Source organism: Pseudomonas sp. HT11 (assembly GCF_044875395.1).
Classification (GTDB): Bacteria; Pseudomonadota; Gammaproteobacteria; order Pseudomonadales; family Pseudomonadaceae; genus Aquipseudomonas.
Map to the genome: position 1 here is coordinate 55,810 of NZ_CP173217.1, position 20,938 is coordinate 76,747.

21 protein-coding genes are annotated in these 20,938 nt (G+C 60.9%); 12 read left to right on the forward strand and 9 right to left on the reverse strand.

What is annotated here, in order from left to right; translation table 11 throughout:
• Positions 1–9: 9 nt before the first annotated feature.
• The gene (locus ABWL43_RS00275) at positions 10–1,557 is read left to right on the forward strand and encodes a SulP family inorganic anion transporter (protein WP_262206854.1); all 1,548 of its coding nucleotides are present in this window, start codon (positions 10–12) and stop codon (positions 1,555–1,557) included.
• 130 nt (positions 1,558–1,687) lie between these two features.
• Here the strand turns inward: ABWL43_RS00275 and ABWL43_RS00280 are convergent, their stop codons facing one another.
• Positions 1,688–2,335, reverse strand: coding sequence for a hypothetical protein (locus ABWL43_RS00280; RefSeq protein WP_404486153.1), 648 nt, complete (start codon positions 2,333–2,335; stop codon positions 1,688–1,690).
• A gap of 369 nt (positions 2,336–2,704) precedes the next feature.
• On the opposite strand from ABWL43_RS00280, the gene coxB reads away from it, so the two are divergent.
• The 4 genes from coxB to ABWL43_RS00300 all read left to right on the forward strand — a co-directional run bounded on the left by coxB (position 2,705) and on the right by ABWL43_RS00300 (position 7,096).
• Positions 2,705–3,832 (forward strand): cytochrome c oxidase subunit II, encoded by a 1,128-nt coding sequence (gene coxB / locus ABWL43_RS00285; RefSeq protein WP_119741308.1) that lies wholly within the window; start codon positions 2,705–2,707, stop codon positions 3,830–3,832.
• Between the two features lie 58 nt (positions 3,833–3,890).
• Positions 3,891–5,477, forward strand: coding sequence for a cytochrome c oxidase subunit I (gene ctaD, locus ABWL43_RS00290; protein WP_106576019.1), 1,587 nt, complete (start codon positions 3,891–3,893; stop codon positions 5,475–5,477).
• Positions 5,478–5,621: 144 nt separating this feature from the next.
• Complete coding sequence (locus ABWL43_RS00295) at positions 5,622–6,173, forward strand: cytochrome c oxidase assembly protein (protein ID WP_404486155.1); 552 nt, start codon at positions 5,622–5,624, stop codon at positions 6,171–6,173.
• 35 nt (positions 6,174–6,208) lie between these two features.
• On the forward strand, positions 6,209–7,096 hold the full coding sequence (locus ABWL43_RS00300; RefSeq protein ID WP_145158502.1) for a cytochrome c oxidase subunit 3: 888 nt from the start codon (positions 6,209–6,211) through the stop codon (positions 7,094–7,096).
• Positions 7,097–7,102: 6 nt separating this feature from the next.
• Here the strand turns inward: ABWL43_RS00300 and ABWL43_RS00305 are convergent, their stop codons facing one another.
• Complete coding sequence (locus ABWL43_RS00305; RefSeq protein WP_016969525.1) at positions 7,103–7,306, reverse strand: twin transmembrane helix small protein; 204 nt, start codon at positions 7,304–7,306, stop codon at positions 7,103–7,105.
• A 28-nt stretch (positions 7,307–7,334) separates the two neighbouring features.
• On the opposite strand from ABWL43_RS00305, the gene ABWL43_RS00310 reads away from it, so the two are divergent.
• Genes ABWL43_RS00310 through ABWL43_RS00330 form a run of 5 tightly spaced genes read left to right on the forward strand, consistent with a single transcriptional unit; the run spans position 7,335 to position 11,258 of the window.
• A complete protein-coding gene (locus tag ABWL43_RS00310; RefSeq protein ID WP_404486157.1) occupies positions 7,335–8,099 on the forward strand; it encodes an SURF1 family protein in 765 nt (254 codons plus the stop codon).
• Entirely contained in the window at positions 8,065–8,649 is a 585-nt protein-coding gene (locus ABWL43_RS00315; RefSeq protein WP_404486159.1) for a hypothetical protein, read from the forward strand. Before ABWL43_RS00310 ends, ABWL43_RS00315 begins: the two co-directional genes overlap by 35 nt.
• 10 nt (positions 8,650–8,659) lie before the next feature.
• Positions 8,660–9,739, forward strand: a complete 1,080-nt coding sequence (locus ABWL43_RS00320) for a heme A synthase (RefSeq protein WP_404486161.1) — start codon at positions 8,660–8,662, stop codon at positions 9,737–9,739.
• A complete protein-coding gene (gene cyoE, locus ABWL43_RS00325) occupies positions 9,727–10,626 on the forward strand; it encodes a heme o synthase (protein WP_106576024.1) in 900 nt (299 codons plus the stop codon). The genes ABWL43_RS00320 and cyoE overlap by 13 nt, the downstream gene beginning before the upstream one ends.
• On the forward strand, positions 10,623–11,258 hold the full coding sequence (locus ABWL43_RS00330; RefSeq protein WP_145158510.1) for an SCO family protein: 636 nt from the start codon (positions 10,623–10,625) through the stop codon (positions 11,256–11,258). Before cyoE ends, ABWL43_RS00330 begins: the two co-directional genes overlap by 4 nt.
• A gap of 809 nt (positions 11,259–12,067) precedes the next feature.
• On the opposite strand, the gene ABWL43_RS00335 is transcribed toward ABWL43_RS00330, so the two are convergent.
• Genes ABWL43_RS00335 through ABWL43_RS00345 form a run of 3 tightly spaced genes read right to left on the reverse strand, consistent with a single transcriptional unit; the run spans position 12,068 to position 14,573 of the window.
• Complete coding sequence (locus ABWL43_RS00335; RefSeq protein ID WP_242200493.1) at positions 12,068–12,841, reverse strand: MetQ/NlpA family ABC transporter substrate-binding protein; 774 nt, start codon at positions 12,839–12,841, stop codon at positions 12,068–12,070.
• 50 nt (positions 12,842–12,891) lie between these two features.
• On the reverse strand, positions 12,892–13,566 hold the full coding sequence (locus ABWL43_RS00340) for a methionine ABC transporter permease (RefSeq protein ID WP_106576027.1): 675 nt from the start codon (positions 13,564–13,566) through the stop codon (positions 12,892–12,894).
• Positions 13,566–14,573, reverse strand: a complete 1,008-nt coding sequence (locus ABWL43_RS00345; RefSeq protein ID WP_145158580.1) for a methionine ABC transporter ATP-binding protein — start codon at positions 14,571–14,573, stop codon at positions 13,566–13,568. The genes ABWL43_RS00340 and ABWL43_RS00345 overlap by 1 nt, the downstream gene beginning before the upstream one ends.
• A gap of 265 nt (positions 14,574–14,838) precedes the next feature.
• Here ABWL43_RS00345 and katE point away from each other — a divergent pair, with 265 nt between their 5' ends.
• On the forward strand, positions 14,839–16,980 hold the full coding sequence (gene katE / locus ABWL43_RS00350; RefSeq protein ID WP_106576029.1) for a catalase HPII: 2,142 nt from the start codon (positions 14,839–14,841) through the stop codon (positions 16,978–16,980).
• Between the two features lie 102 nt (positions 16,981–17,082).
• Here katE and ABWL43_RS00355 read toward each other — a convergent pair whose 3' ends face one another.
• Genes ABWL43_RS00355 through ABWL43_RS00370 form a run of 4 tightly spaced genes read right to left on the reverse strand, consistent with a single transcriptional unit; the run spans position 17,083 to position 19,888 of the window.
• Positions 17,083–17,802, reverse strand: a complete 720-nt coding sequence (locus tag ABWL43_RS00355; protein WP_119741320.1) for a PA5502 family lipoprotein — start codon at positions 17,800–17,802, stop codon at positions 17,083–17,085.
• A 37-nt stretch (positions 17,803–17,839) separates the two neighbouring features.
• Positions 17,840–18,628: a zinc ABC transporter permease subunit ZnuB gene (znuB, locus tag ABWL43_RS00360; RefSeq protein ID WP_094949676.1), complete on the reverse strand. Its 789-nt coding sequence runs from the start codon at positions 18,626–18,628 to the stop codon at positions 17,840–17,842.
• On the reverse strand, positions 18,621–19,406 hold the full coding sequence (znuC, locus tag ABWL43_RS00365; protein ID WP_404486165.1) for a zinc ABC transporter ATP-binding protein ZnuC: 786 nt from the start codon (positions 19,404–19,406) through the stop codon (positions 18,621–18,623). The genes znuB and znuC overlap by 8 nt, the downstream gene beginning before the upstream one ends.
• Positions 19,406–19,888, reverse strand: coding sequence for a Fur family transcriptional regulator (locus tag ABWL43_RS00370; protein WP_404486167.1), 483 nt, complete (start codon positions 19,886–19,888; stop codon positions 19,406–19,408). Before ABWL43_RS00370 ends, znuC begins: the two co-directional genes overlap by 1 nt.
• Positions 19,889–19,946: 58 nt before the next feature.
• Between ABWL43_RS00370 and ABWL43_RS00375 the strand changes: the two genes are divergently transcribed.
• On the forward strand, positions 19,947–20,876 hold the full coding sequence (locus ABWL43_RS00375; RefSeq protein ID WP_262206025.1) for a zinc ABC transporter substrate-binding protein: 930 nt from the start codon (positions 19,947–19,949) through the stop codon (positions 20,874–20,876).
• The last annotated feature ends 62 nt before the right edge of the window (positions 20,877–20,938 follow it).

The following is a 20,938-nucleotide window of genomic DNA, read 5'->3' on the forward strand; positions in this document are numbered from 1 at the left end:
AGAGTCAATATGCGTGCTGCTCAATTGAAAGCTGTATTGCCTCGGGAGCTGCTCGCGTCCGTGGTTGTGTTTCTGGTCGCCCTGCCCTTGTGCATGGGCATCGCGATTGCGTCTGGCATGCCGCCGGCCAAAGGGCTGATCACCGGGATCATCGGTGGCCTGGTGGTGGGTTGGCTGGCTGGATCGCCGCTGCAGGTCAGCGGGCCCGCCGCAGGTTTGGCAGTGTTGGTGTTCGAACTGGTGCGCCAGCACGGCATGATGATGCTCGGCCCCATCCTGTTGCTGGCGGGGTTCCTGCAATTGGTGGCCGGGCGATTGCGTCTGGGCTGCTGGTTTCGCGTCACGGCGCCGGCGGTGGTGTACGGCATGCTGGCGGGGATCGGCGTGCTGATTGTGCTCTCGCAGGTCCATGTGATGCTCGACGGCGCGCCCAAGCCTTCCGGGCTGGATAACCTGGCGGGCTTCCCGGCCGCGGTGGTTGAGGCGATACCAACCCTGGGCGCAGGCCTTGGCTGGCAAGCGGGTTTGCTGGGGCTGTCGACGATGCTGGTGATGTACCTGTGGGATAAATTGCGCCCGCAAAAACTGCGGTTTGTGCCAGGCGCCTTGTTGGGCGTGGGCTTGGCGACGGTCACCAGCCTGGTGCTGGCGTTGCAGGTCAAGCGTGTGGAAGTCCCGGAAAACCTTGCCGATGCCATCGACTGGCTACGCCCCAGCGACTTGCTGAACCTGGCCGATCCGCAACTGTTGATCGCCGCGTTCGCCGTGGCCTTTATCGCCAGCGCCGAAACCCTGCTGTCGGCTGCTGCGGTTGACCGCATGCACAGCGGCCAGCGCTCGGATTTCGACAAGGAATTGTCCGCTCAAGGTGTAGGCAACATGCTTTGTGGCCTGGTCGGCGCGCTGCCGATGACCGGCGTAATCGTGCGCAGCTCGGCCAATGTGCAGGCCGGTGCGACCACGCGCTTGTCGGCGATGTTCCACGGTGTATGGCTGCTGGGGTTCGTGCTGCTGCTGTCGAGCGTGCTGCAAAGCATCCCGGTGGCGAGCCTGGCGGGCGTGCTGGTGTACACCGGGATCAAGCTGGTGGACGTGAAAGCATTTCGCGCATTGGGCCGATACGGGCGGATGCCGATGTTCACCTATGCCGCGACGGCGCTGGCGATCATCTTTACCGACTTGCTGACCGGTGTGCTGGTGGGCTTCGGGCTGACGTTGGTCAAGTTGGCCTTCAAGGCGTCGCGACTGAAAATCAGCCTGATCGACCTGCCCCAGGACGGTGAGATGGAGTTGCGCCTGACCGGTGCGGCGACCTTCCTGAAAGTGCCGGCACTGACCCAAGTGCTGTCGACGGTGCCCGCAGGGACCACGTTGCATGTGCCGCTGAGCAACTTGAGTTACATCGACCATTCCTGCCTGGAGTTGCTGGAGGAATGGGGCCGGGCCAATGCGGCCAAGGGCTCGCAACTGGTGATCGAGGCGCGTGGGTTGAAGCGCCGGCTGGAAGGCCGGGTGCGCACGACGGTGGGGATAGGTTCGGCGCCGTCCACTAGCTGACGGAACCCAATCAAAAATGTGGGAGCGGGCTTGCTCGCGAAAGCGGTGTATCAGTCAAAGCAATGTCGACTGATACACCGCTTTCGCGAGCAAGCCCGCTCCCACATGGGTTTTGCATCATATTGAAGAGTTAAGCCGGCTGATCCAACGCCAACTCAACCCCCAGCTGCCGCGACAGGCACGGCCAGCGCTTCCACGCCGCTTCCGTGTTCGGGCTCTTGAGCGTCTCGCGGTAAGCTTCGACCGACTCCAGCGCAAAGCTGTCTTCGTTGAGCATTTCATCCACCGCCAAATGCACGGCTTCGTCCAACTGGTTGGCAAATGCTTCGCCGATCAACTGATGAGCGATCAAGTTGGCCACGGTGGTGTCCGCCGGAATCAACGGCTGACCGAAGTGCGTGATGTACAGATCGTTGACTTCTTCTACCAGGCGATGGGCCAGGTAGGCCTCGTCCAGCAGGCCGTCGAGGCCTTCGTGGCCGGCAAGAATCGCGGGCGGTTGCAGGAAGAAATGCTCGGCGATTTTCAGTACCGGTTTGATCTGGCTTTCGATGCCAGCTTCGCGCGCCACGTCATTGGCGGCTTCCAGCAAGTCAGGGACAAGCTCGATGTAGGCGGTAACAAAACGGGTCATGACAATGTTGCGATCACCGTCAGCCAGGGAGATGGCCGAATGCAGGTGCGGCAATTGTTTTTCCAGTTGCTGGGAAAGCTGGCCAGTGCTGGCTTCGTGTTGATGGGCACGGGAAATCTGCTCGCGCAATGCGGCGGTGTTCATGAAAGCTCCATTGAAACAGGCGTAGGAAAAGGGAAAGAACAAGGTAGCTCGTTTATACGAGGGCCTAAGACGCGTTTGTCATAATTATTTCATGGTTATGCGCATGCGTTATATCGAATCGCCATCGTTCGTCGGATAAACGTTTGCGCCCCCGTATTTATTGGGCCCGCCCGTCTGTTTGTGCTCATTTGCCCCTACACATTGCGGGGTTGCCCCGGCTGTCTATACTCGATTTTGTACGCAATTAGCTGATGACGCCCAACTGCATGAAGCAGGCAAGGCTTGGCGGTTGTAAGCAGTATGGAAGCCGCTCCCTTCGCCGCAGGTGCAAACCGGCGGGATAACAAGAAACATAAAGGGGAACCCGCAATGACGCGACATCCACACGTTTGGATGGGCCTACTGTTGTGGTCGGTATTCGGCCAGGCGCACGCCGCCTGGACAACGAATATGGCGCCAGGGGCTACTGAAGTCAGTCACGCCGTGTTTGACCTGCACATGACCATCTTCTGGATTTGTGTGGTGATCGGCATTGTCGTGTTTGGCGCGATGTTCTGGTCGATGATCCTGCACCGCCGGTCCACGGGCCAGGTGGCTGCCAAATTTCACGAGAGCACGACCGTGGAAATCCTCTGGACCGTAGTGCCGTTGCTGATCCTGGTAGCGATGGCCATTCCGGCGACCAAGACCCTGATCAACATCTACGACAGCACCGAGTCGGATATCGATATCCAGGTCACCGGTTACCAGTGGAAGTGGCATTACAAATACCTGGGCCAGGACGTGGAATTCTTCAGCAACCTGGCCACCCCTGCCGAGCAGATCCATAACCAGGCCACCAAGGGCGAGCACTATCTGCTCGAAGTCGACCAGCCTTTGGTGCTGCCGGTAGGCGCCAAAGTGCGCTTTCTGGTGACTGCCGCCGACGTGATCCATTCGTGGTGGGTGCCGGCCTTTGCGGTCAAGCGCGACGCTATTCCCGGCTTCGTCAACGAGGCCTGGACGCGCATCGAGAAGCCCGGCATCTACCGTGGCCAGTGCGCTGAATTGTGCGGCAAGGACCACGGCTTCATGCCGATTGTGGTCGAGGTCAAATCCCAGGCCGACTACGACACTTGGCTCGGCGAGCGCAAGGCAGAAGCGGCCAAGCTCAAGGAGCTGACCTCCAAAGAGTGGACGCTTGAAGAGCTGGTGGCGCGTGGCGACAAGGTTTACCACACCACCTGCGTGGCCTGTCACCAGGCTGAGGGCCAAGGCCTGCCGCCGATGTTCCCGGCGCTCAAAGGCTCGCCGATCGCCACCGGGCCTAAGGAAGATCACCTGCACCGCGTGTATTTCGGCAAGCCTGGCACCGCCATGGCCGCCTTCGGCAAACAGCTGTCGGAGGTGGACATCGCCGCCGTGGTGACCTACGAACGCAACGCCTGGGGCAACAACAAAGGCGACATGGTCACGCCCAAAGACGTGCTGGCTTTGAAACAGGCGGAAAGCAAATGACGGCCTCAACTGCGTATGCCCTGAACCGCACAGCCCATTCCTTTGCAGGAGAACGGCCATGAGCACTGTGATCGATGACCATGGTCACGCCGACCATGCCCATGGCCCCGCCAAAGGCCTGATGCGCTGGGTGCTGACCACCAACCACAAAGACATCGGCACGATGTACCTGTGGTTCGCCTTCACCATGTTCCTGCTCGGCGGCTCGTTCGCCATGGTGATCCGCGCCGAGCTGTTCCAGCCCGGCCTGCAGATCGTGCAGCCGGCGTTCTTCAACCAGATGACCACCATGCACGGCCTGATCATGGTGTTCGGCGCGGTGATGCCGGCCTTTGTCGGCCTGGCCAACTGGATGATCCCGCTGATGATCGGCGCGCCGGACATGGCCCTGCCGCGCATGAACAACTTCAGTTTCTGGCTGCTGCCAGCGGCGTTCCTGTTGCTGGTTTCCACGTTGTTCACACCCGGCGGCGGGCCGAATTTCGGCTGGACCTTCTACGCCCCGCTGTCCACCACCTACGCGCCGGAAAGTGTGACGTTCTTTATTTTTGCCATCCACCTGATGGGCATCAGTTCGATCATGGGCGCGATCAACGTGGTCGCGACCATTCTCAACCTGCGCGCCCCTGGCATGACCCTGATGAAGATGCCGCTGTTTGTCTGGACCTGGCTGATCACCGCGTTCCTGTTGATCGCGGTGATGCCGGTGCTGGCCGGCTGCGTGACCATGATGCTGATGGACATCCACTTCGGCACCAGCTTCTTCAGTGCCGCCGGTGGCGGTGACCCGGTGCTGTTCCAGCACGTGTTCTGGTTCTTCGGCCACCCCGAGGTGTACATCATGATCCTGCCGGCCTTCGGCGCCGTCAGCTCGATCATCCCGACCTTCTCGCGCAAGCCGCTGTTCGGCTACACCTCTATGGTCTACGCCACGGCGAGCATCGCGTTCCTGTCGTTCATTGTGTGGGCGCACCACATGTTCGTGGTGGGCATTCCGCTGGTGGGCGAGCTGTTCTTCATGTACGCCACGCTGCTGATCGCCGTGCCGACGGGCGTGAAGGTGTTCAACTGGGTCAGCACCATGTGGCAAGGCTCGCTGACCTTCGAGACGCCGATGCTGTTTGCCGTGGCCTTCGTGATCCTGTTCACCATTGGCGGCTTCTCCGGCCTGATGCTGGCGATTGCCCCAGCGGACTTCCAGTACCACGACACCTACTTTGTGGTGGCGCATTTCCATTACGTACTGGTACCTGGCGCGATCTTCGGCATCTTCGCCTCGGCGTACTACTGGCTGCCCAAATGGACTGGGCACATGTACGACGAAACCCTGGGCAAGCTGCACTTCTGGCTGTCCTTCATCGGCATGAACATGGCGTTTTTCCCGATGCACTTCGTGGGACTGGCCGGCATGCCGCGCCGGGTGCCGGACTACAACCTGCAGTTCGCCGACTTCAACATGGTCTCCTCGATTGGCGCCTTCATGTTTGGCGCCACGCAGATCTTCTTCCTGTTTATCGTCATCAAGTGCATCCGCGGCGGCCCGCCGGCGCCGGCCAAGCCGTGGGATGGTGCCGAAGGTTTGGAATGGAGCATCCCCTCGCCCGCGCCGTATCACACGTTCACCACGCCGCCGGAGGTCAAGTGAATACCCTGGCCCAGGCTACCTCGCTCTCCTGTGGGAGCTGGCTTGCCTGCGATAGCGGTGTGTCAGTCACCGAATCTATCAACTGCCAGACCCCCATCGCAGGCAAGCCAGCTCCCACAGAAAGTCAAAAGCGGGGTGATCGCCATGCTTGAGTCCATCCCCATCAAGCGCCTGGTCACCCGCCTGCTGATTCTGGTGGTGGCGATGTTCGTCTTCGGCTTCGCCCTGGTGCCGATTTACGACGTGATGTGCAAGGCGTTCGGCATCAACGGCAAGACCGCCGGGCAGTACGAAGGTGAGCAAGTCGTCGACCCCACGCGCCAGGTGCGAGTGCAGTTCCTGTCGACCAATGCCATCGACATGGTCTGGGAGTTTCACTCCAAGGCTGACGAAGTGGTGGTCAACCCCGGTGCGGTCACCGAGATGCTGTTCGTCGCCTACAACCCCACCGACAAGGTCATGAAAGCCCAGGCAGTGCCGAGCATTTCCCCGGCCGAAGCGGCGATGTACTTCCACAAGACCGAGTGCTTTTGCTTCACCCAGCAAGTGCTGCAGCCCGGCCAGCGCATTGAAATGCCGGTGCGTTTTATCGTCGACCGCGACATGCCCAAGGATGTGAAGCATTTGACCCTCGCGTACACGCTGTTTGACATCACTGCGCGCCAACCGCCGGTGGCCGTCCATACCGGCGGCTAGCTACTGTTTGCCCCCTCAATCAGGAGAGCGAATACATGTCGTCTCATGATACGTACTACGTACCAGCGCAAAGCAAATGGCCAATAATTGCCACCCTGGGCATGCTCACCACCGTGTACGGTTTGGCTGTGTGGTTTAACGATCTGAAGGCGGCGCGCCCGGAATCCCACGGGCCGTGGATCTTTTTCGTCGGTGGGCTATTGCTGGCCTACATGCTGTTCGGCTGGTTTGGCGCGGTGATCAAGGAAAGCCGCGCCGGTTTGTACAGCCCGCAGATGGACCGCTCGTTTCGCTGGGGCATGACCTGGTTCATCTTTTCCGAGGTGATGTTCTTCGTCGCGTTCTTTGGCGCCCTGTTTTATGTGCGGCACATGTCGGGGCCATGGCTGGGCGGTGAAGGGCACAAGGGCATCGCGCACATGCTGTGGCCGAATTTTCAGTTCACCTGGCCGCTGCTCAACAACCCTGACCCAAAAATGTACCCGCCACCGGAGGGCACCATCAGCCCCTGGGGCTTGCCGCTGATCAATACGATCTTGCTGGTCAGCTCCAGCGTGACCATCACCCTCGCCCACCATGCCTTGCGCAAGGGCCACCGCGGCGCACTGAAAATCTGGCTGGCGCTGACCGTGCTGCTGGGCTGGGCGTTCCTGGCCTTCCAGGCCGAGGAGTACATGCACGCCTACAAAGAACTGGGCCTGACCCTCGGCTCGGGCGTGTACGGCGCGACCTTCTTCATGCTCACAGGCTTTCACGGCGCTCACGTAACCATCGGCACCATCATTCTGTTCGTGATGCTGATGCGCATCCTGCGCGGGCATTTCAATGCCGAGCACCAGTTTGGTTTCGAGGCAGCCAGCTGGTATTGGCACTTTGTGGATGTGGTGTGGATCGGCCTGTTCTTCTTCGTGTATGTGCTGTGAGGCGCCTTACCACGGCGCATGAGACACCAGCTGGCCGCTGAAAAAGCCCCAGGCGATCAAGCCCACGGTGATCGCGGCCAGTACGACACGCACGGTCAAGGCAGTGACGAGGCGGTTGGAGTTGCCCTCGTCCTTGACCAGAAAGAACAAACCACTGAACAGGCTCACGACAGTCGCGATCAGCATCAGGGCAATGGCTGCTTTGAGCATGGTCAGGTTCCCTTCGGATGGGCGGGCAATGAAAACAAGTATAGCCAGCGCCATAAAAGACTTTCGCCCAGGGCTCGCACCCACGCTGGTGGTGCTGGTGCTGCTGCCGTTGATGGTGGGCCTGGGGTTCTGGCAACTGGCGCGCGGCCATGAAAAACAGTTGCTGGTGGACAGTTACGCCGAGCGGCGTGTGGCCGATCCCATCAGCAGTGTTCAGCTCAATGAGATGCCCGACCCCGCATTTCGCCGCGTGCGCCTGCGCGGCCAGTTCGACGCCGATCACAACGTGTTGCTCGACAACCGCATGCGCGACGGCAAGGCCGGCGTCGAGTTGCTGCAACCCTTTCATGATCAGGCCAGCGGCCAGTGGCTGTTGCTCAATCGCGGCTGGCTGCCGTGGCCGGACCGGCGCACGCCACCGGTCTTCACCACACCCGATCAACCGTTGAATCTCGACGCCTGGGTCTACGTCGCCCCCGGCGAAACCTTCCAACTGCACGCCGACCCAGCCACCACGCAATGGCCGCGCTTGCTCACCGCGCTGCACCCTGACGCACTGTGGAGTGAGTTGGGCCGTGACGGTTTTGCCTACGAACTGCGCGCCGAACCCGGCCCGGGCACGTACGACACCACGTGGCCGGTGGTCGCCATGGGCCCGGAAAAACATTTGGGGTACGCCGTGCAGTGGTTCGCCATGGCGTTGGCGCTGCTGGCGCTTTACCTCTACCTCGGATGGCACAACAACAAGGAGAAACCCCATGGGAACGGCCATGAATCCACCCAGCACGTCTGAGGCGCCCGACCGGCGCAAAGGCCGCTGGCAGCTGATCCTGATCCTGATGATGGTGATCGGCCCGATGGCGTTGGCCACGTTCATGTACAAGCTGCAGTTCTGGGTGCCGGACAGCCGCAGCTACCACGGCGAGCTGATCGGCAACGGCCAGACCCGCGCCGACATTGGCGTGCAGGCCGATGAAGATCGCTGGCAACTGCTGGTCACCGCGCCCACCGCCTGCGCCGTTGAGTGCCAGCAGTTGGTGTACCTGGCGCGCCAACTGCAAATCAGCCTGGGCCGTGATGCCTCGCGCGCCAGCCATGCCTTGGCCAGCGCGCAGCCAGTGAGCAGCGCCTACGAGGCCAAGCTCAAAGCCGAATACCCGCAACTGCAACGCTATCCGCTGGACCTGTCGACCTTCACCAAGGACGCCGCCGCACCCGGCGATGCGCAACTGTGGATCGTCGACCCGCACGGCAATCTGGTCCTGCGCTACGACGCCAAGGTCAAGGGCAAGGACCTGCTCAACGACCTGCGCTTGCTGCTGAAACTGTCGAACATCGGATAAGGGCATCGTCATGGCCAAACCTGGATTTCGCCTCGCGTTGTTTGCCACCTTGCTCGCGCTGATCGTCGTGCTGCTCGGCGCCTATACGCGCCTGACCCATGCCGGCCTCGGTTGCCCGGACTGGCCCGGCTGTTACGGTTTTATCAGCGTGCCGCAGAGCGAAGCCCAACTGGCGCACGCCGAGCTGCACTTCCCTGATACGCCGGTGCAGGCCGACAAGGGGTGGGCCGAGATGACCCATCGCTACTTTGCCGGCACCTTGGGGTTGCTCATCGTGCTGTTGGCGGCGCGCTCGTGGAGCCATCGGCGTGATCCAGGCCAGCCGGTGAAACTGCCGCTGTTTGTGCTGGCGGTGGTGTTCGCCCAGGCCGCGTTTGGCATGTGGACGGTGACATTGAAGCTGTGGCCGCAAGTTGTAACCGGCCATCTGCTCGGCGGTTTTGCCACCTTGAGCTTATTGTTTCTGCTGACCCTGCGACTGTCCGGCGTGCTGCCCGCGTTGATCGTGCCCAAGCGCCTGCAATATTGGGCGACCGCCGGGTTGGTGCTGGTGATCGGCCAGATTGCGCTGGGCGGCTGGGTGAGTTCCAACTATGCGGCGGTGGCCTGTATCGACCTGCCCACGTGCCATGGCCAGTGGTGGCCGGCGGCGGACTTTGCCAACGGCTTTCATCTCACTCAGCACATCGGCCCCAATTACCTCGGTGGCCAGCTCGACAGCGAAGCGCGTACCGCTATCCACCTGACCCATCGCCTTGGCGCGATGCTGGTGACACTGGTGCTGTTGGGGCTGGCCTGGCAATTGCGCGCAGTGGGTATGACGCGACTGGCGGGCTTGTTGCTGATCGCCCTGGCGGTGCAAATCAGCCTGGGCGTGAGCAATGTGGCGTTCGGCCTGCCGCTGCCGGTGGCGGTCGGCCATAACGCAGGCGGCGCAGCGTTGCTGCTGACGTTGGTGCTGGTCAATTACCACGCGCGCACCAGCCTGGTCCGGGTGCGCCATCAGCTGCCGTTCGGCTGGCGCTTCATTCCGCGCAAATACGTTTCGGGCCTCATCACCCTTAAAGGAGAGACGCCATGGCGACCTTGATCGACGCGCGCCGCGATCAGGCGATCTGGCGAGATTACCTGGAGCTGACCAAGCCAAAGGTGGTGGTGCTGATGCTCATCACCTCCTTGGTGGGCATGTTCCTCGCCACCCGCGCCGGGGTGCCATGGGCGGTGCTGATTTTTGGCAACCTGGGCATTGCGCTGTGTGCCGGTGGTGCGGCAGCAGTCAACCATGTGGTGGATCGGCGCATCGATGCGGTGATGGCGCGCACGCACAAACGGCCGATGGCCGAAGGGCGGGTGTCGCCAGTGGCGGCATTGGCCTTTGCTTTGTTTCTGGCTGTTGCAGGCTTGGCCTTGCTGCTGGCGTTCACCAATCCATTGGCGGCCTGGTTGACGCTGGCTTCGCTGCTCGGCTACGCGGTGATCTACACCGGCTTCCTCAAGCGCGCAACGCCACAAAACATCGTCATCGGCGGCCTCGCCGGCGCGGCGCCGCCGCTGTTGGGCTGGGTTGCGGTGACCGGGCATGTCAGCGCCGAGCCGCTACTGCTGGTGTTGATCATCTTCGCCTGGACCCCGCCGCACTTCTGGGCCCTGGCCATTCACCGCAAGGAGGAATACGCCAAGGCCGACATCCCGATGCTGCCGGTCACCCACGGCGAGCACTACACGAAGGTGCACATCCTGCTCTACACCTTCGCCCTGCTGGCGGTGAGCCTGATGCCGTATGTGATTCACATGAGTGGCCTGCTGTACCTGGCGTGTGCGCTGGTGTTGGGCGCACGCTTTCTGCAATGGGCCTGGGTGCTGTACCGTGGCAGCCAGCCGCACGCGGCGATCAACACCTTCAAGTACTCTATCTGGTACCTGTTTGTGCTGTTTATCGCCCTGCTCGTAGACCACTACTTACTGTTGAACCTATGACTCGAACTCAAAAAACCGTCTTTATCCTTGTGGCCATCGTCGCGTTGATCATGGGCCTGACCGTCAACAAAGTGCTCAGCGGCAAAGGCCAGGGCGACCCTACTGCGCTGATCGACGCGGGCATCATCCTGCTGCCGCAAAGCCGCCAGCTGCCGCCAGTGACCATGACAGACCAGAACGGCCAGCCGGTGGTGGTCAACGAGTTGAAAGGCAAATGGAGCCTGCTGTTTTTCGGCTACACCTTCTGCCCCGACATCTGCCCCACCACCCTCGCCCAACTGCGCCAGATCAAGAGCGAGCTGCCCAAAGAGGCGGTGGATAAGTTGCAGGTGATTCTGGTCAGCGTCGACCCGAACCGCGACACGCCGGCTCAGCTCAAGCAATACCTGGGCTACTTCGACCCGCAATTCGAAGGCCTGACCGGCGCGAATGTGGACGATGTGCAGAAGGTCTCGAATGCGGTGAGCATCCCGTTTATTCCAGCGGATACCAGCAAGCCCAACTACACCGTCGACCACAGCGGCAACCTGGCGCTGATCGGGCCGGACGGCACGCAGCGCGGGTTTATTCGTGCGCCGCTGAACAATCAAAAGCTGGTGGCGCAGTTACCGGGATTGCTGCAGCGTAAATAGCAGGCACCGCACCATACATGTGGGAGCTGGCGTGCCTGCGAGGGCGGTGGATCGGAGGCTGATAGGCTGACTGACCCACCGCCCTCGCAGGCAAGCCAGCTCCCACAGTGCTTTGTGCAAGGTTTGAACAACGCGTAGCGGGTAAGTGCGCCGGCCTGATCTTCCAAACAACACAAAAACAAATGTGGGAGGGGGCTTGCCCCCGAAGACGGTGGTTCAGTCGATAAATTCGGTGACTGACACTGCGCCTTCGCGAGCAAGCCCGCTCCCACAGGAGTTTTGTGCAAGGTTTGAACAACGCGTAAGCAGGCAAGTGCGCCGGCCTGATCTTCCAAACAACACAAAACCAAATGTGGGAGGGGGCTTGCCCGCGAAGGCGGTGGTTCAGTCGATAAATTCGGTGACTGACACTGCGCCTTCGCGAGCAAGCCCGCTCCCACAGGGGTTTTGTGCAAGGTTTGAGCAATGCGTAAGCAGGTAAGTGCGCCGGCCTGATCTTTCAAGCAACACAAAACAAATGTGGGAGGGGGCTTGCCCCCGAAGGCGGTGGGCCAGTCGATAAATTCGGTGACTGACACAGCGCCTTCGCGAGCAAGCCCGCTCCCACAGGAGTTTTGTGCAAGGTTTGAACAACGCGTAAGCAGGCAAGTGTGCTGCTTGATCTTCCAAACAACACAAAACAAATGTGGGAGGGGGCTTGCCCCCGAAGGCGGTGGTTCAGTCGATAAATTCGGTGACTGACACAGCGCCTTCGCGAGCAAGCCCGCTCCCACATTTTTGATCTTCAGAGTTTTGAAGATCGGGGCAGATCAGAACGCCGGCAGAATCGCGCCTTTGTACTTCTCAAGAATGAACGCTTTCACTTCCGGCGTGTGCAGGGCTGCAACCAGCTTCTTCACGGCGTCCGAGTCTTTGTTGTCTTCGCGGGTCACCAGAATGTTCACGTAAGGCGAGTCGTTGCCTTCGATCACCAGGGCGTCCTTGGATGGGTCCAGTTTGGCTTCCAGGGCGTAGTTGGTGTTGATCAGCGCCAGGTCGACCTGGGTCAGCACGCGCGGCAGTGTGGCGGCTTCCAGTTCGCGGAATTTGAGGTTTTTCGGGTTACCGGAGATGTCCTTGATGGTCGACAGGATGTTGGTCGGGTCCTTCAGGGTGATCAGGTTGTGCTTGGCCAGCAGCAGCAACGCGCGGCCACCGTTGGTGGCGTCGTTCGGGATCACGACATTGGCGCCATCCGGCAGGTCTTCGAGTTTTTTGTACTTGCTGGAGTAGGCGCCCAAAGGCTCCAGGTGCACGGCACCGACGCTCACCAGGTGAGTGCCCTTGGCCTTGTTGAACTCATCCAGGTACGGCTGGTGCTGGAAGAAGTTGGCGTCCAGGCGCTTTTCAGCCACTTGTACGTTCGGCTGCACGTAGTCGGTGAAGACTTTGACCTGCAGGTCCACGCCTTCTTTGGCGAGTGCGGGCTTCACAAACTCCAGGATTTCCGCGTGCGGCACTGGCGACGCGGCGACCGTGAGGGGCTCGGCAGCGTGGGCGGAAAACGCGGCAACGGCAGCGAAAGCAACCAGTAGTTTTTTCATCCAGCAAGCTCCTTGTTCGGGCATGCGCCGGCGGGGGCCGGCCACGGCCGTTATTTTCGAGAAAAGTGCACCACCAGCTTATCGCCGACGGTTTGCAGAATTTGCACCAGGATCAGCAGCATCACCACAGTGACAACCATCACGTCAGTCTGAAACCGCTGGTAACCAAAGCGGATCGCCAGGTCGCCCAAGCCGCCGGCGCCGACAACACCGGCCATGGCCGTGTAGGAAACCAGTGTAATGGCCGTCACCGTAATCGCAGCGAAAATACCGGGGCGCGCTTCGGGCAGCAGTGCATTGATGATGATCTGACGCGTGCTGGCGCCCATGGACTGCGTGGCTTCGATGATGCCGCGGTCCACTTCACGCAGGGCGGTTTCCACCAGGCGCGCGAAGAACGGCGTCGCGCCTACGACCAGTGGCGGAATCGCACCGGCCACGCCCAGCGAGGTGCCGGTGATCAGTATGGTGAACGGGATCATCACAATCAGCAGGATGATGAACGGCAGCGAACGCAGGATGTTCACGATCAGCGACAGCAGCGCGTACAGGCCTTTTTGTTCGAACAGTTGGCGCGGGCTGGTCAGAAACAGCAGCACACCCAGTGGCAGGCCGAGCAGGATGGTAAAGAACAGCGAACCGAGCAGCATGGTCATGGTGTCGCCGGTGGCGAGCCAGATCTCGGACCAGTCGATATTGGCGAAGAAACTCAACAGGATTTCCATTAGCGCAGAACCTCCATGTGGACGTCTGCCGCGGTAAAGCGGGCGAAAGCGGCGTCCATGTCCCCGCCGGTGACGGCGAGGGTCAGTTGGCCGTAGGGAATGTCTTTGATGCGGTCAATACGACCGGCGAGGATGCTGTAGTCCACGCCGGTTTCGCGGGCGACGGTACCCAGCAGCGGCGCGTAGGTTGCTTCGCCCTGGAACGTCAGACGCACGATACGGCCTGGCACGTGAGCAAAGTCATCGCGCTGCTCGCTTTCGTCGACCTGATCCGCTTCTTGCACGAAGCGCTTGGTGGTCGGGTGCTTGGGGTGCAGGAACACATCGGCCACCGAACCTTGCTCGACGATCACGCCAGCATCCATCACCGCCACTTGGTCGCATACGCGGCGGATCACGTCCATCTCGTGGGTGATCAGCACGATGGTCAGCTTCAACTCGCGGTTGATCTCAGCCAGCAGTTGCAGCACCGAGGCGGTTGTTTGCGGGTCGAGGGCGCTGGTGGCTTCGTCGCACAGCAGAATTTTTGGCTTGGTTGCCAGGGCGCGGGCAATACCGACGCGCTGCTTCTGGCCACCGGACAACTGCGCCGGGTATTTCTTGGCGTGGTCCGACAAGCCGACACGGGCGAGCAGCTCAGCCACGCGCTGGTCGATTTCCTTGCGCGACAGTTCGCCAGCCAGCGTCAGCGGCAGCGCTACGTTGTCGGCGACGGTCTTGGAGGCAAGCAGGTTGAAGTGCTGGAAGATCATCCCGACTTGCTGGCGAAAACGGCGCAGGCCATTGGCGTCCAGGGCGGTGACTTCTTCGCCGTCGACATTGATCTGGCCACCGCTGGGTTGCTCCAGGCGGTTGATCAGACGCAACAGGGTACTTTTTCCCGCACCGGAGTGGCCAATCAGGCCGAACACCTGGCCGTTTTCGACACGCAGGCTGGTGGGGTGCAGCGCGGGGATTTCCTTACCGGCGACGCGGTAGGTTTTATGGACGTTATGAAACTCGATCACGTAGCGAACCTTGTGGGGCGCATGGAAAAGGGATCAGCGGTTAGCCGGGCGCGCATTTTAGCCTGTCCGTATAGTGTTTCTTAGCATTTATTTCGCATTCAACCAGCGATTTGGCAATAACGCGATCAAAGGTCATAAAAAAGGAACGGTGCAAATCCGTGTCAGTCACTACTTAAGCAACTCAATTTCCCAGGTGCCGTGCCTGGGGGTTTGCTCAAACGAGCCGGGGACCGCTCTGGCCAATTTGAATAAGGAGTTTTGACTGATGAGTACCAAGAAGCCAGCTACCCCGCCGAAGAGTGAACTCGCGGGCACCGATACCCTGGACCGTGGCAACACCAACGCCAAGCTGCAGGCCCTGGAAGAGTTCCGTTCCGACGCAACCGGCCAGGCGCTGCGCACCAATCAAGGCGTAAAGATTTCTGACAACCAGAACACCCTGAAAGTCGGCGCCCGTGGCCCATCGCTGCTGGAAGACTTCATCATGCGTGAAAAAATCACGCACTTTGACCATGAGCGTATCCCGGAGCGCATCGTGCATGCTCGCGGCACTGGCGCCCACGGCTATTTCCAGACCTATGAGAACCATTCGGCGCTGAGCAAGGCCGGTTTCCTGCGCAACCCCGAGCATAAAACCCCGGTGTTTGTGCGGTTCTCCACCGTGCAGGGCCCGCGTGGCTCGGGCGATACGGTGCGTGACGTGCGTGGTTTTGCTGTGAAGTTCTTCACCGACGAAGGTAACTTCGACCTGGTGGGCAACAACATGCCGGTGTTCTTTATTCAGGACGCGATCAAGTTTCCTGACTTCGTGCACGCGGTCAAACCTGAGCCGCATAACGAGATTCCCACCGGCGGCTCTGCCCACGACACGTTCTGGGATTTCGTCTCGCTGCAGCCAGAATCCGCGCACATGGTGCTGTGGGCCATGTCCGACCGTGCCATCCCCAAAAGCCTGCGCGCCATGCAGGGCTTCGGCATTCACACCTTCCGCTTGATCAACACCGAAGGTAAGTCGAGCTTTGTGAAATTCCACTGGCATCCAAAAGTGGGCACCTGCTCGCTGGTGTGGGACGAAGCGCAAAAGCTTGCCGGTAAAGATACCGATTACCACCGTCGCGACCTGTGGGAAGCGATTGAAAGCGGCGACTACCCTGAGTGGGAATTGGGCGTGCAAATCGTTGCGGAAGAAGACGAGCACAAGTTCGACTTCGACCTGCTCGATCCGACCAAGATCATCCCTGAAGAATTGGTGCCGATTACGCCGCTGGGCAAGATGGTGCTTAACCGTAACCCGGATAACTTCTTCGCTGAGGTTGAACAGGTGGCTTTTTGCCCGGGCCATATCGTGCCGGGTATCGACTTCACCAACGACCCACTGCTGCAAGGCCGTCTGTTTTCCTACACGGATACTCAGATCAGCCGTCTCGGTGGCCCGAACTTCCATGAGCTGCCGATCAATCGGCCGGTCACGCCGTTCCATAACGGCCAGCGCGACGCTCAGCATCGCACCGTGATCGACAAAGGCCGCGCGGCCTACGAGCCGAACTCGATTGACGGCGGCTGGCCGAAAGAAACGCCACCGGCTGCGCAGGATGGCGGTTTCGAGACCTATTACGAACGTGTCGACGCCAACAAAGTGCGTGAGCGCAGCGAGTCGTTTGGCGATCACTTCTCGCAAGCCACGCTGTTTTTCCACAGCATGAGCCACCACGAGAAAGAGCATATCATCGCGGCGTACAGCTTCGAGTTGGGCAAGGTGGAGCGTGAGTTTATCCGCGCCCGTCAGGTCAACGAGATTCTGGCCAATATCGACCTGGAGCTGGCCAAGCGCGTAGCACAGAACCTCGGTTTGCCGGCGCCAACCAAAGGCACCGTGCCGCCGCGTGAGTCGTCGCTCAAAGAGTCGCCGGCGTTGAGCCAGGTGAACCTGCTGTCGGGCGATATCAAAACGCGCAAAGTTGCGATCCTCGCGGCTAACGGCGTGGACGGCGCGGCAATTGCTGCGTTGAAGAAAGCGCTGGAAGCTGAAGGTGCACACGCCAAGCTGCTGGGGCCAACTTCGGCGCCGGTGACCACCGCCGATGGCAAGAGCCTGAAGGTGGATGCGTCGATGGAAGGCATGCCGTCGATTGCCTTTGACGCGGTGTTCGTACCGGGCGGCGCCAAGTCGGTGCAGGCATTGAGCGGGGATGGTGTGGCGTTGCACTTCCTGCTGGAGGCGTACAAGCACCTGAAGGCGATCACGGTTGCCAATGATGCCAAGCCGTTGCTGGATCTACTGAAGCTTGAAGTGGATGCGGGGCTGATCGTGGGGTCGGATGCGAAAGCGTTCAAGGCGTTCTTTGCCGCGATTGCACAGCACCGGGTTTGGGATCGTGAGCCGAAGGCTAAGGCTATTCCGGCTTAAGTTATCGGCTGTTTGTTAGATCGCCATCGCGGGCAAGCCCGCTCCCACATTTGAATGTATTCACAGTTCAAAATGTGGGAGCGGGCTTGCCCGCGATGCTTTTTATTGCGCCTTGCGCGGAATCAGCACTACCTGCGCCGGAATGTGTTTCACAATCTGCCGGTGAATCTTCAGGTCATACCCCGAATCAATTCGCTTCACCCGTTTGGTCAGCAATGTGGCCAGCCATGGGTAGTCCTGCGTGCGCGGCGCCTGGATGGTCACGTCGCACTGGTAGTTCACCACGTCGGTAGCGATAGCGTCCAGTTGATGGCGAAGTTCTTCGATATCGACGAGGTTCAGCGCCACAGTGGTGCTTTCAGCGGCCGGGTCGATGACCTTGGCAGGCGGCTTGGCTTCAGCGGCTTTCAAGGCGGCTTCGGCTTTATCCAGCTCGGCTTTGCGCGCATGGCTGATGGCGCTGTTGACGCCACCGGTCAGTGCCGGGGCCTTGGGCATCAGCGCACGTGCACGGCTCAGGGCCGTGGCGGCAGCGTTGACATCGCCTTTTTGCAGCACAATCTGGCTGCGCTGCAAGTAGGCTTCGGCCAATTGACGCTGGTAAGGCTCAAGGGCCGGGTCGTTGGGCGACTGGGCCTGTAACGCGGCCAATTCGTCTTCGGCAGTGGCAAGCTCGCTGCTGGCCAGGTTTTGCTCCAGCTGCGCGATAGCCGCAGCGCGTGCGTCCGGTACCTCGGGGGCGGCGGGCGGCGTACTTTGACAGGCGCCCAGCAGCAGGGAAAATGCGGCAAGGAGCAGATAACGGGCGTTGAACAGCTTCATTCCTGCGACTCTCTAGTTGCGCAAAAAGCGAGCAAGTCTACACCCCTCGACGGGGCAGGACAAAACTCAGCAGAAAGAGGGCGGCCGCCGTGACGACAATCGACGGGCCGGCTGGCGTGTCCTTGAACCACGACAGCGCCAGGCCCCCGCACACTGCAAGCATGCCCAACAGGCTGGCGCCGATCGCCATTTGCTCGGGTGAGCGCGCATGGCGTTGGGCGGCGGCTGCGGGAATGATCAGCAGCGAGGTGATCAACAATACGCCGACAATCTTCATCGCGACAGCAATCACCACCGCGATCAACAGCATCAGGGTCATGCGCAGGGCGGGCACGGGCAAACCTTCCACCGTGGCCAGCTCTTCATGCACGGTGATCGCCAGCAACGGGCGCCACAGAGCCACCAGCAAGAGCAGCACGGCGGCGCTGCCACCGAGGATCCACGCAAGGTCTGTAGGGCTGATCGCCAGCAGGTCGCCGAACAGGTAGGCCATCAGGTCGATGCGCACTTCATGCATGAAGCTCAGCACCACCAGGCCCAGGGACAGGGTGCTCGGCGCCAGGATCCCCAGCAGTGTGTCGGAGGCCAGCGGTTGGCGCTGTTGCAGGGTCACCAGCAGCACCGCCAGCAGCAGGCAGCCCACGGTGACGGCGATGGTCGGGCTCACGTCCAGCAAAAAGCCCATGGCCACGCCCAGCAGCGCGGCATGCGACAACGTGTCGCCAAAATAGGCCATGCGCCGCCAGACCACAAACGAGCCCAACGGGCCCGCCACCAGCGCCAGAGCCAAGCCTGCCAGCAGGGCGTAGAGCAGAAAATCAGCCATGCTTGCAGCTATCTCCATGAACATGTGTGTGAGGGGTGGCGGGATCGTCAACCACGGCGCCGTGCAAATCATGGGCGTGGTCGTGATGGTGGTGGTAGATCGCCAGGCTCGGGGCATTCTTGCCGAACAGCTCGACAAACGCCGGGTCGCTACTGACCTGTTCCGGGTGGCCGGAGCAGCAAACGTGGCGGTTGAGGCACACCACCTGATCGGTGGTGCTCATGACCAGGTGCAGGTCGTGTGAGACCATCAACACGCCACAGCCGTGGCGGTCACGCAGGCGGGTAATCAGGCTGTACAGCTCGGCCTGGCCGGCAACGTCAACGCCTTGCACGGGTTCATCGAGCACCAGCAGTTCAGGCTCGCGCAGCAAGGCGCGGGCCAGCAGCACGCGCTGCATTTCGCCGCCGGAGATGCTTTGCACCGGGCTGTCGATCACCTGTTCGGCACCGACCTCCTTGAGCGCAGCCTGCGCGCGGGCGCGGTCTACACCGGGCACCAGGCGCAAAAAGCGCAGCACGGACAGCGGCAGTGTCGGGTCGACGTGCAATTTTTGCGGCATGTAACCGACGCGTAGCTTGGGCTTGCGCCATACGCTGCCACTGTCCGGCTTCAACAAACCGAGTACTGCGCGCACCAGCGTGGTCTTGCCGGCGCCATTGGGGCCGATAAGCGTGACGATCTGGCCCGGCTCGACGCTCAGCCCGATGTTATCCAGCACGTTTTGCCCGGCGAACGTGACACCAACCCCTTCGAGGCGGATTAACGCATTGCTCATCAAGCCCCCTGGCAACCCGAGCAGAGCCCGACCACTTCGACCGTTTGCCCTTCGACCCTGAAGCCGACTTCGGCCGAGCTTTTGATGATGGCGTCGCTGATGCTTTTTTGTTCAAGCTCGATGGCCGCATGGCACTCGCGGCAGATCAGGAACTGGCCCTGATGCGCGTGTTCCGGGTGGTTGCAGCCAACAAAGGCATTGAGCGAGGCGATGCGGTGCACCAGGCCGTTTTCCAGCAGGAAATCCAGCGCGCGGTACACCGTTGGCGGCGCGGCGCGGCGGCCGTCCTGCTCGCTGAGCACGCCAAGAATGTCGTAGGCGCCCAGCGGCTTGTGGCTTTGCCACACCAGTTCCAGCACCCGACGACGCAGCGCGGTCAGGCGCAGGCCCTTCTGAGCGCACAGCGTATCGGCCTCCGACAGCGCGGTGTGCACGCAGTGAGAGTGGTCGTGGGGGCGGCTGGCAATGGGTGTTTTAGGCATGAGCGGCGACAGACATTTGATAGAGACGTTATTATGTTACCCGTTCCTACGTCATTGAGTGGTCATCGTGTCCCGACTTTTTCCCGTTTTTGTCGTATTTGTCACCAGTTTGTTCATTGCTGGGGCCGCTCAGGCCGAGGTCAAGGTGCTGACGAGCATCAAGCCGTTGCAGTTGATTGCCGCGGCTGTGCAGGACGGTGTGGCCATTCCGGAGGTGTTGTTGCCGCCCGGCGCATCGCCGCACAACTACGCCCTGCGTCCATCCGACGTACGGCGCGTGCAGTCGGTGGACCTGCTTTATTGGATCGGCCCGGACATGGAAAGCTTCCTGCCGCGCGTGCTTAAGGGGCGTAGCCTGCCGACCGTGGCGGTTCAAGACCTGCCGGGGATGAAGTTGCGTCGTTTCGCCGAAGATAGCCACTCGCACGCCGATGATGCTGACGAACATGATCACGATCACCGCCCAGGCAGCCTGGATGCGCACTTGTGGCTCTCGACGGTCAACGCGCGCGTGATCGCTGCGCGCATGGCGGCTGACCTGAGCACTGCCGACCCGGCCAATGCTGCGCGGTATCAGAGCAACGTGCAGGCATTCGATGAGCGTCTGGATGCGTTGGATGCCCGTTTGAAGGCGCGCTTGGCGAGTGTGGGCGACAAGCCTTACTTCGTATTCCACGAGGCCTTTGATTACTTCGAAGACGCTTACGGGCTCAAGCACACTGGCGTGTTCAGCGTGGCCGCCGAAGTGCAGCCCGGCGCCCAGCACGTGGCAGCAATGCGTACGCGGTTGCAGGAAGTCGGCAAGACCTGTGTGTTCAGCGAGCCGCCGTTGCGTCCGCGCTTGGCTGAGACGTTGGTGGCGGGGTTGCCGGTGAAGTTGGCGGAGTTGGATGCGTTGGGCGGTTACACCCCGGCCACAGCGCAGGGTTACGAGCAGGTGCTGGAGAAGTTGGGGAATGACTTGGCTGGGTGCCTGGAATCGTTATAACAACCAACACAGAACTACTGTGGGAGCTGGCTTGCCTGCGATGGCGTTGTGTCAGTCGACAT

Excerpts from the sequence above, each read along its gene's own strand:
- ABWL43_RS00275 (WP_262206854.1), top strand. The coding sequence starts at position 10 with ATGCGTGCTGCTCAATTGAAAGCTGTATTGCCTCGGGAGCTGCTCGCG.
- ABWL43_RS00300 (WP_145158502.1), top strand. The coding sequence starts at position 6,209 with ATGTCGTCTCATGATACGTACTACGTACCAGCGCAAAGCAAATGGCCA.
- ABWL43_RS00340 (WP_106576027.1), bottom strand. The coding sequence starts at position 13,566 with ATGGAAATCCTGTTGAGTTTCTTCGCCAATATCGACTGGTCCGAGATC.
- coxB (WP_119741308.1), top strand. The coding sequence starts at position 2,705 with ATGACGCGACATCCACACGTTTGGATGGGCCTACTGTTGTGGTCGGTA.
- ABWL43_RS00310 (WP_404486157.1), top strand. The coding sequence starts at position 7,335 with ATGAAAACAAGTATAGCCAGCGCCATAAAAGACTTTCGCCCAGGGCTC.
- znuC (WP_404486165.1), bottom strand. The coding sequence starts at position 19,406 with ATGAGCAATGCGTTAATCCGCCTCGAAGGGGTTGGTGTCACGTTCGCC.
- ABWL43_RS00355 (WP_119741320.1), bottom strand. The coding sequence starts at position 17,802 with ATGAAGCTGTTCAACGCCCGTTATCTGCTCCTTGCCGCATTTTCCCTG.
- znuB (WP_094949676.1), bottom strand. The coding sequence starts at position 18,628 with ATGGCTGATTTTCTGCTCTACGCCCTGCTGGCAGGCTTGGCTCTGGCG.
- ABWL43_RS00305 (WP_016969525.1), bottom strand. The coding sequence starts at position 7,306 with ATGCTCAAAGCAGCCATTGCCCTGATGCTGATCGCGACTGTCGTGAGC.
- ABWL43_RS00370 (WP_404486167.1), bottom strand. The coding sequence starts at position 19,888 with ATGCCTAAAACACCCATTGCCAGCCGCCCCCACGACCACTCTCACTGC.
- cyoE (WP_106576024.1), top strand. The coding sequence starts at position 9,727 with ATGGCGACCTTGATCGACGCGCGCCGCGATCAGGCGATCTGGCGAGAT.
- ctaD (WP_106576019.1), top strand. The coding sequence starts at position 3,891 with ATGAGCACTGTGATCGATGACCATGGTCACGCCGACCATGCCCATGGC.
- ABWL43_RS00320 (WP_404486161.1), top strand. The coding sequence starts at position 8,660 with ATGGCCAAACCTGGATTTCGCCTCGCGTTGTTTGCCACCTTGCTCGCG.
- katE (WP_106576029.1), top strand. The coding sequence starts at position 14,839 with ATGAGTACCAAGAAGCCAGCTACCCCGCCGAAGAGTGAACTCGCGGGC.
- ABWL43_RS00335 (WP_242200493.1), bottom strand. The coding sequence starts at position 12,841 with ATGAAAAAACTACTGGTTGCTTTCGCTGCCGTTGCCGCGTTTTCCGCC.
- ABWL43_RS00280 (WP_404486153.1), bottom strand. The coding sequence starts at position 2,335 with ATGAACACCGCCGCATTGCGCGAGCAGATTTCCCGTGCCCATCAACAC.
- ABWL43_RS00315 (WP_404486159.1), top strand. The coding sequence starts at position 8,065 with ATGGGAACGGCCATGAATCCACCCAGCACGTCTGAGGCGCCCGACCGG.
- ABWL43_RS00295 (WP_404486155.1), top strand. The coding sequence starts at position 5,622 with ATGCTTGAGTCCATCCCCATCAAGCGCCTGGTCACCCGCCTGCTGATT.
- ABWL43_RS00330 (WP_145158510.1), top strand. The coding sequence starts at position 10,623 with ATGACTCGAACTCAAAAAACCGTCTTTATCCTTGTGGCCATCGTCGCG.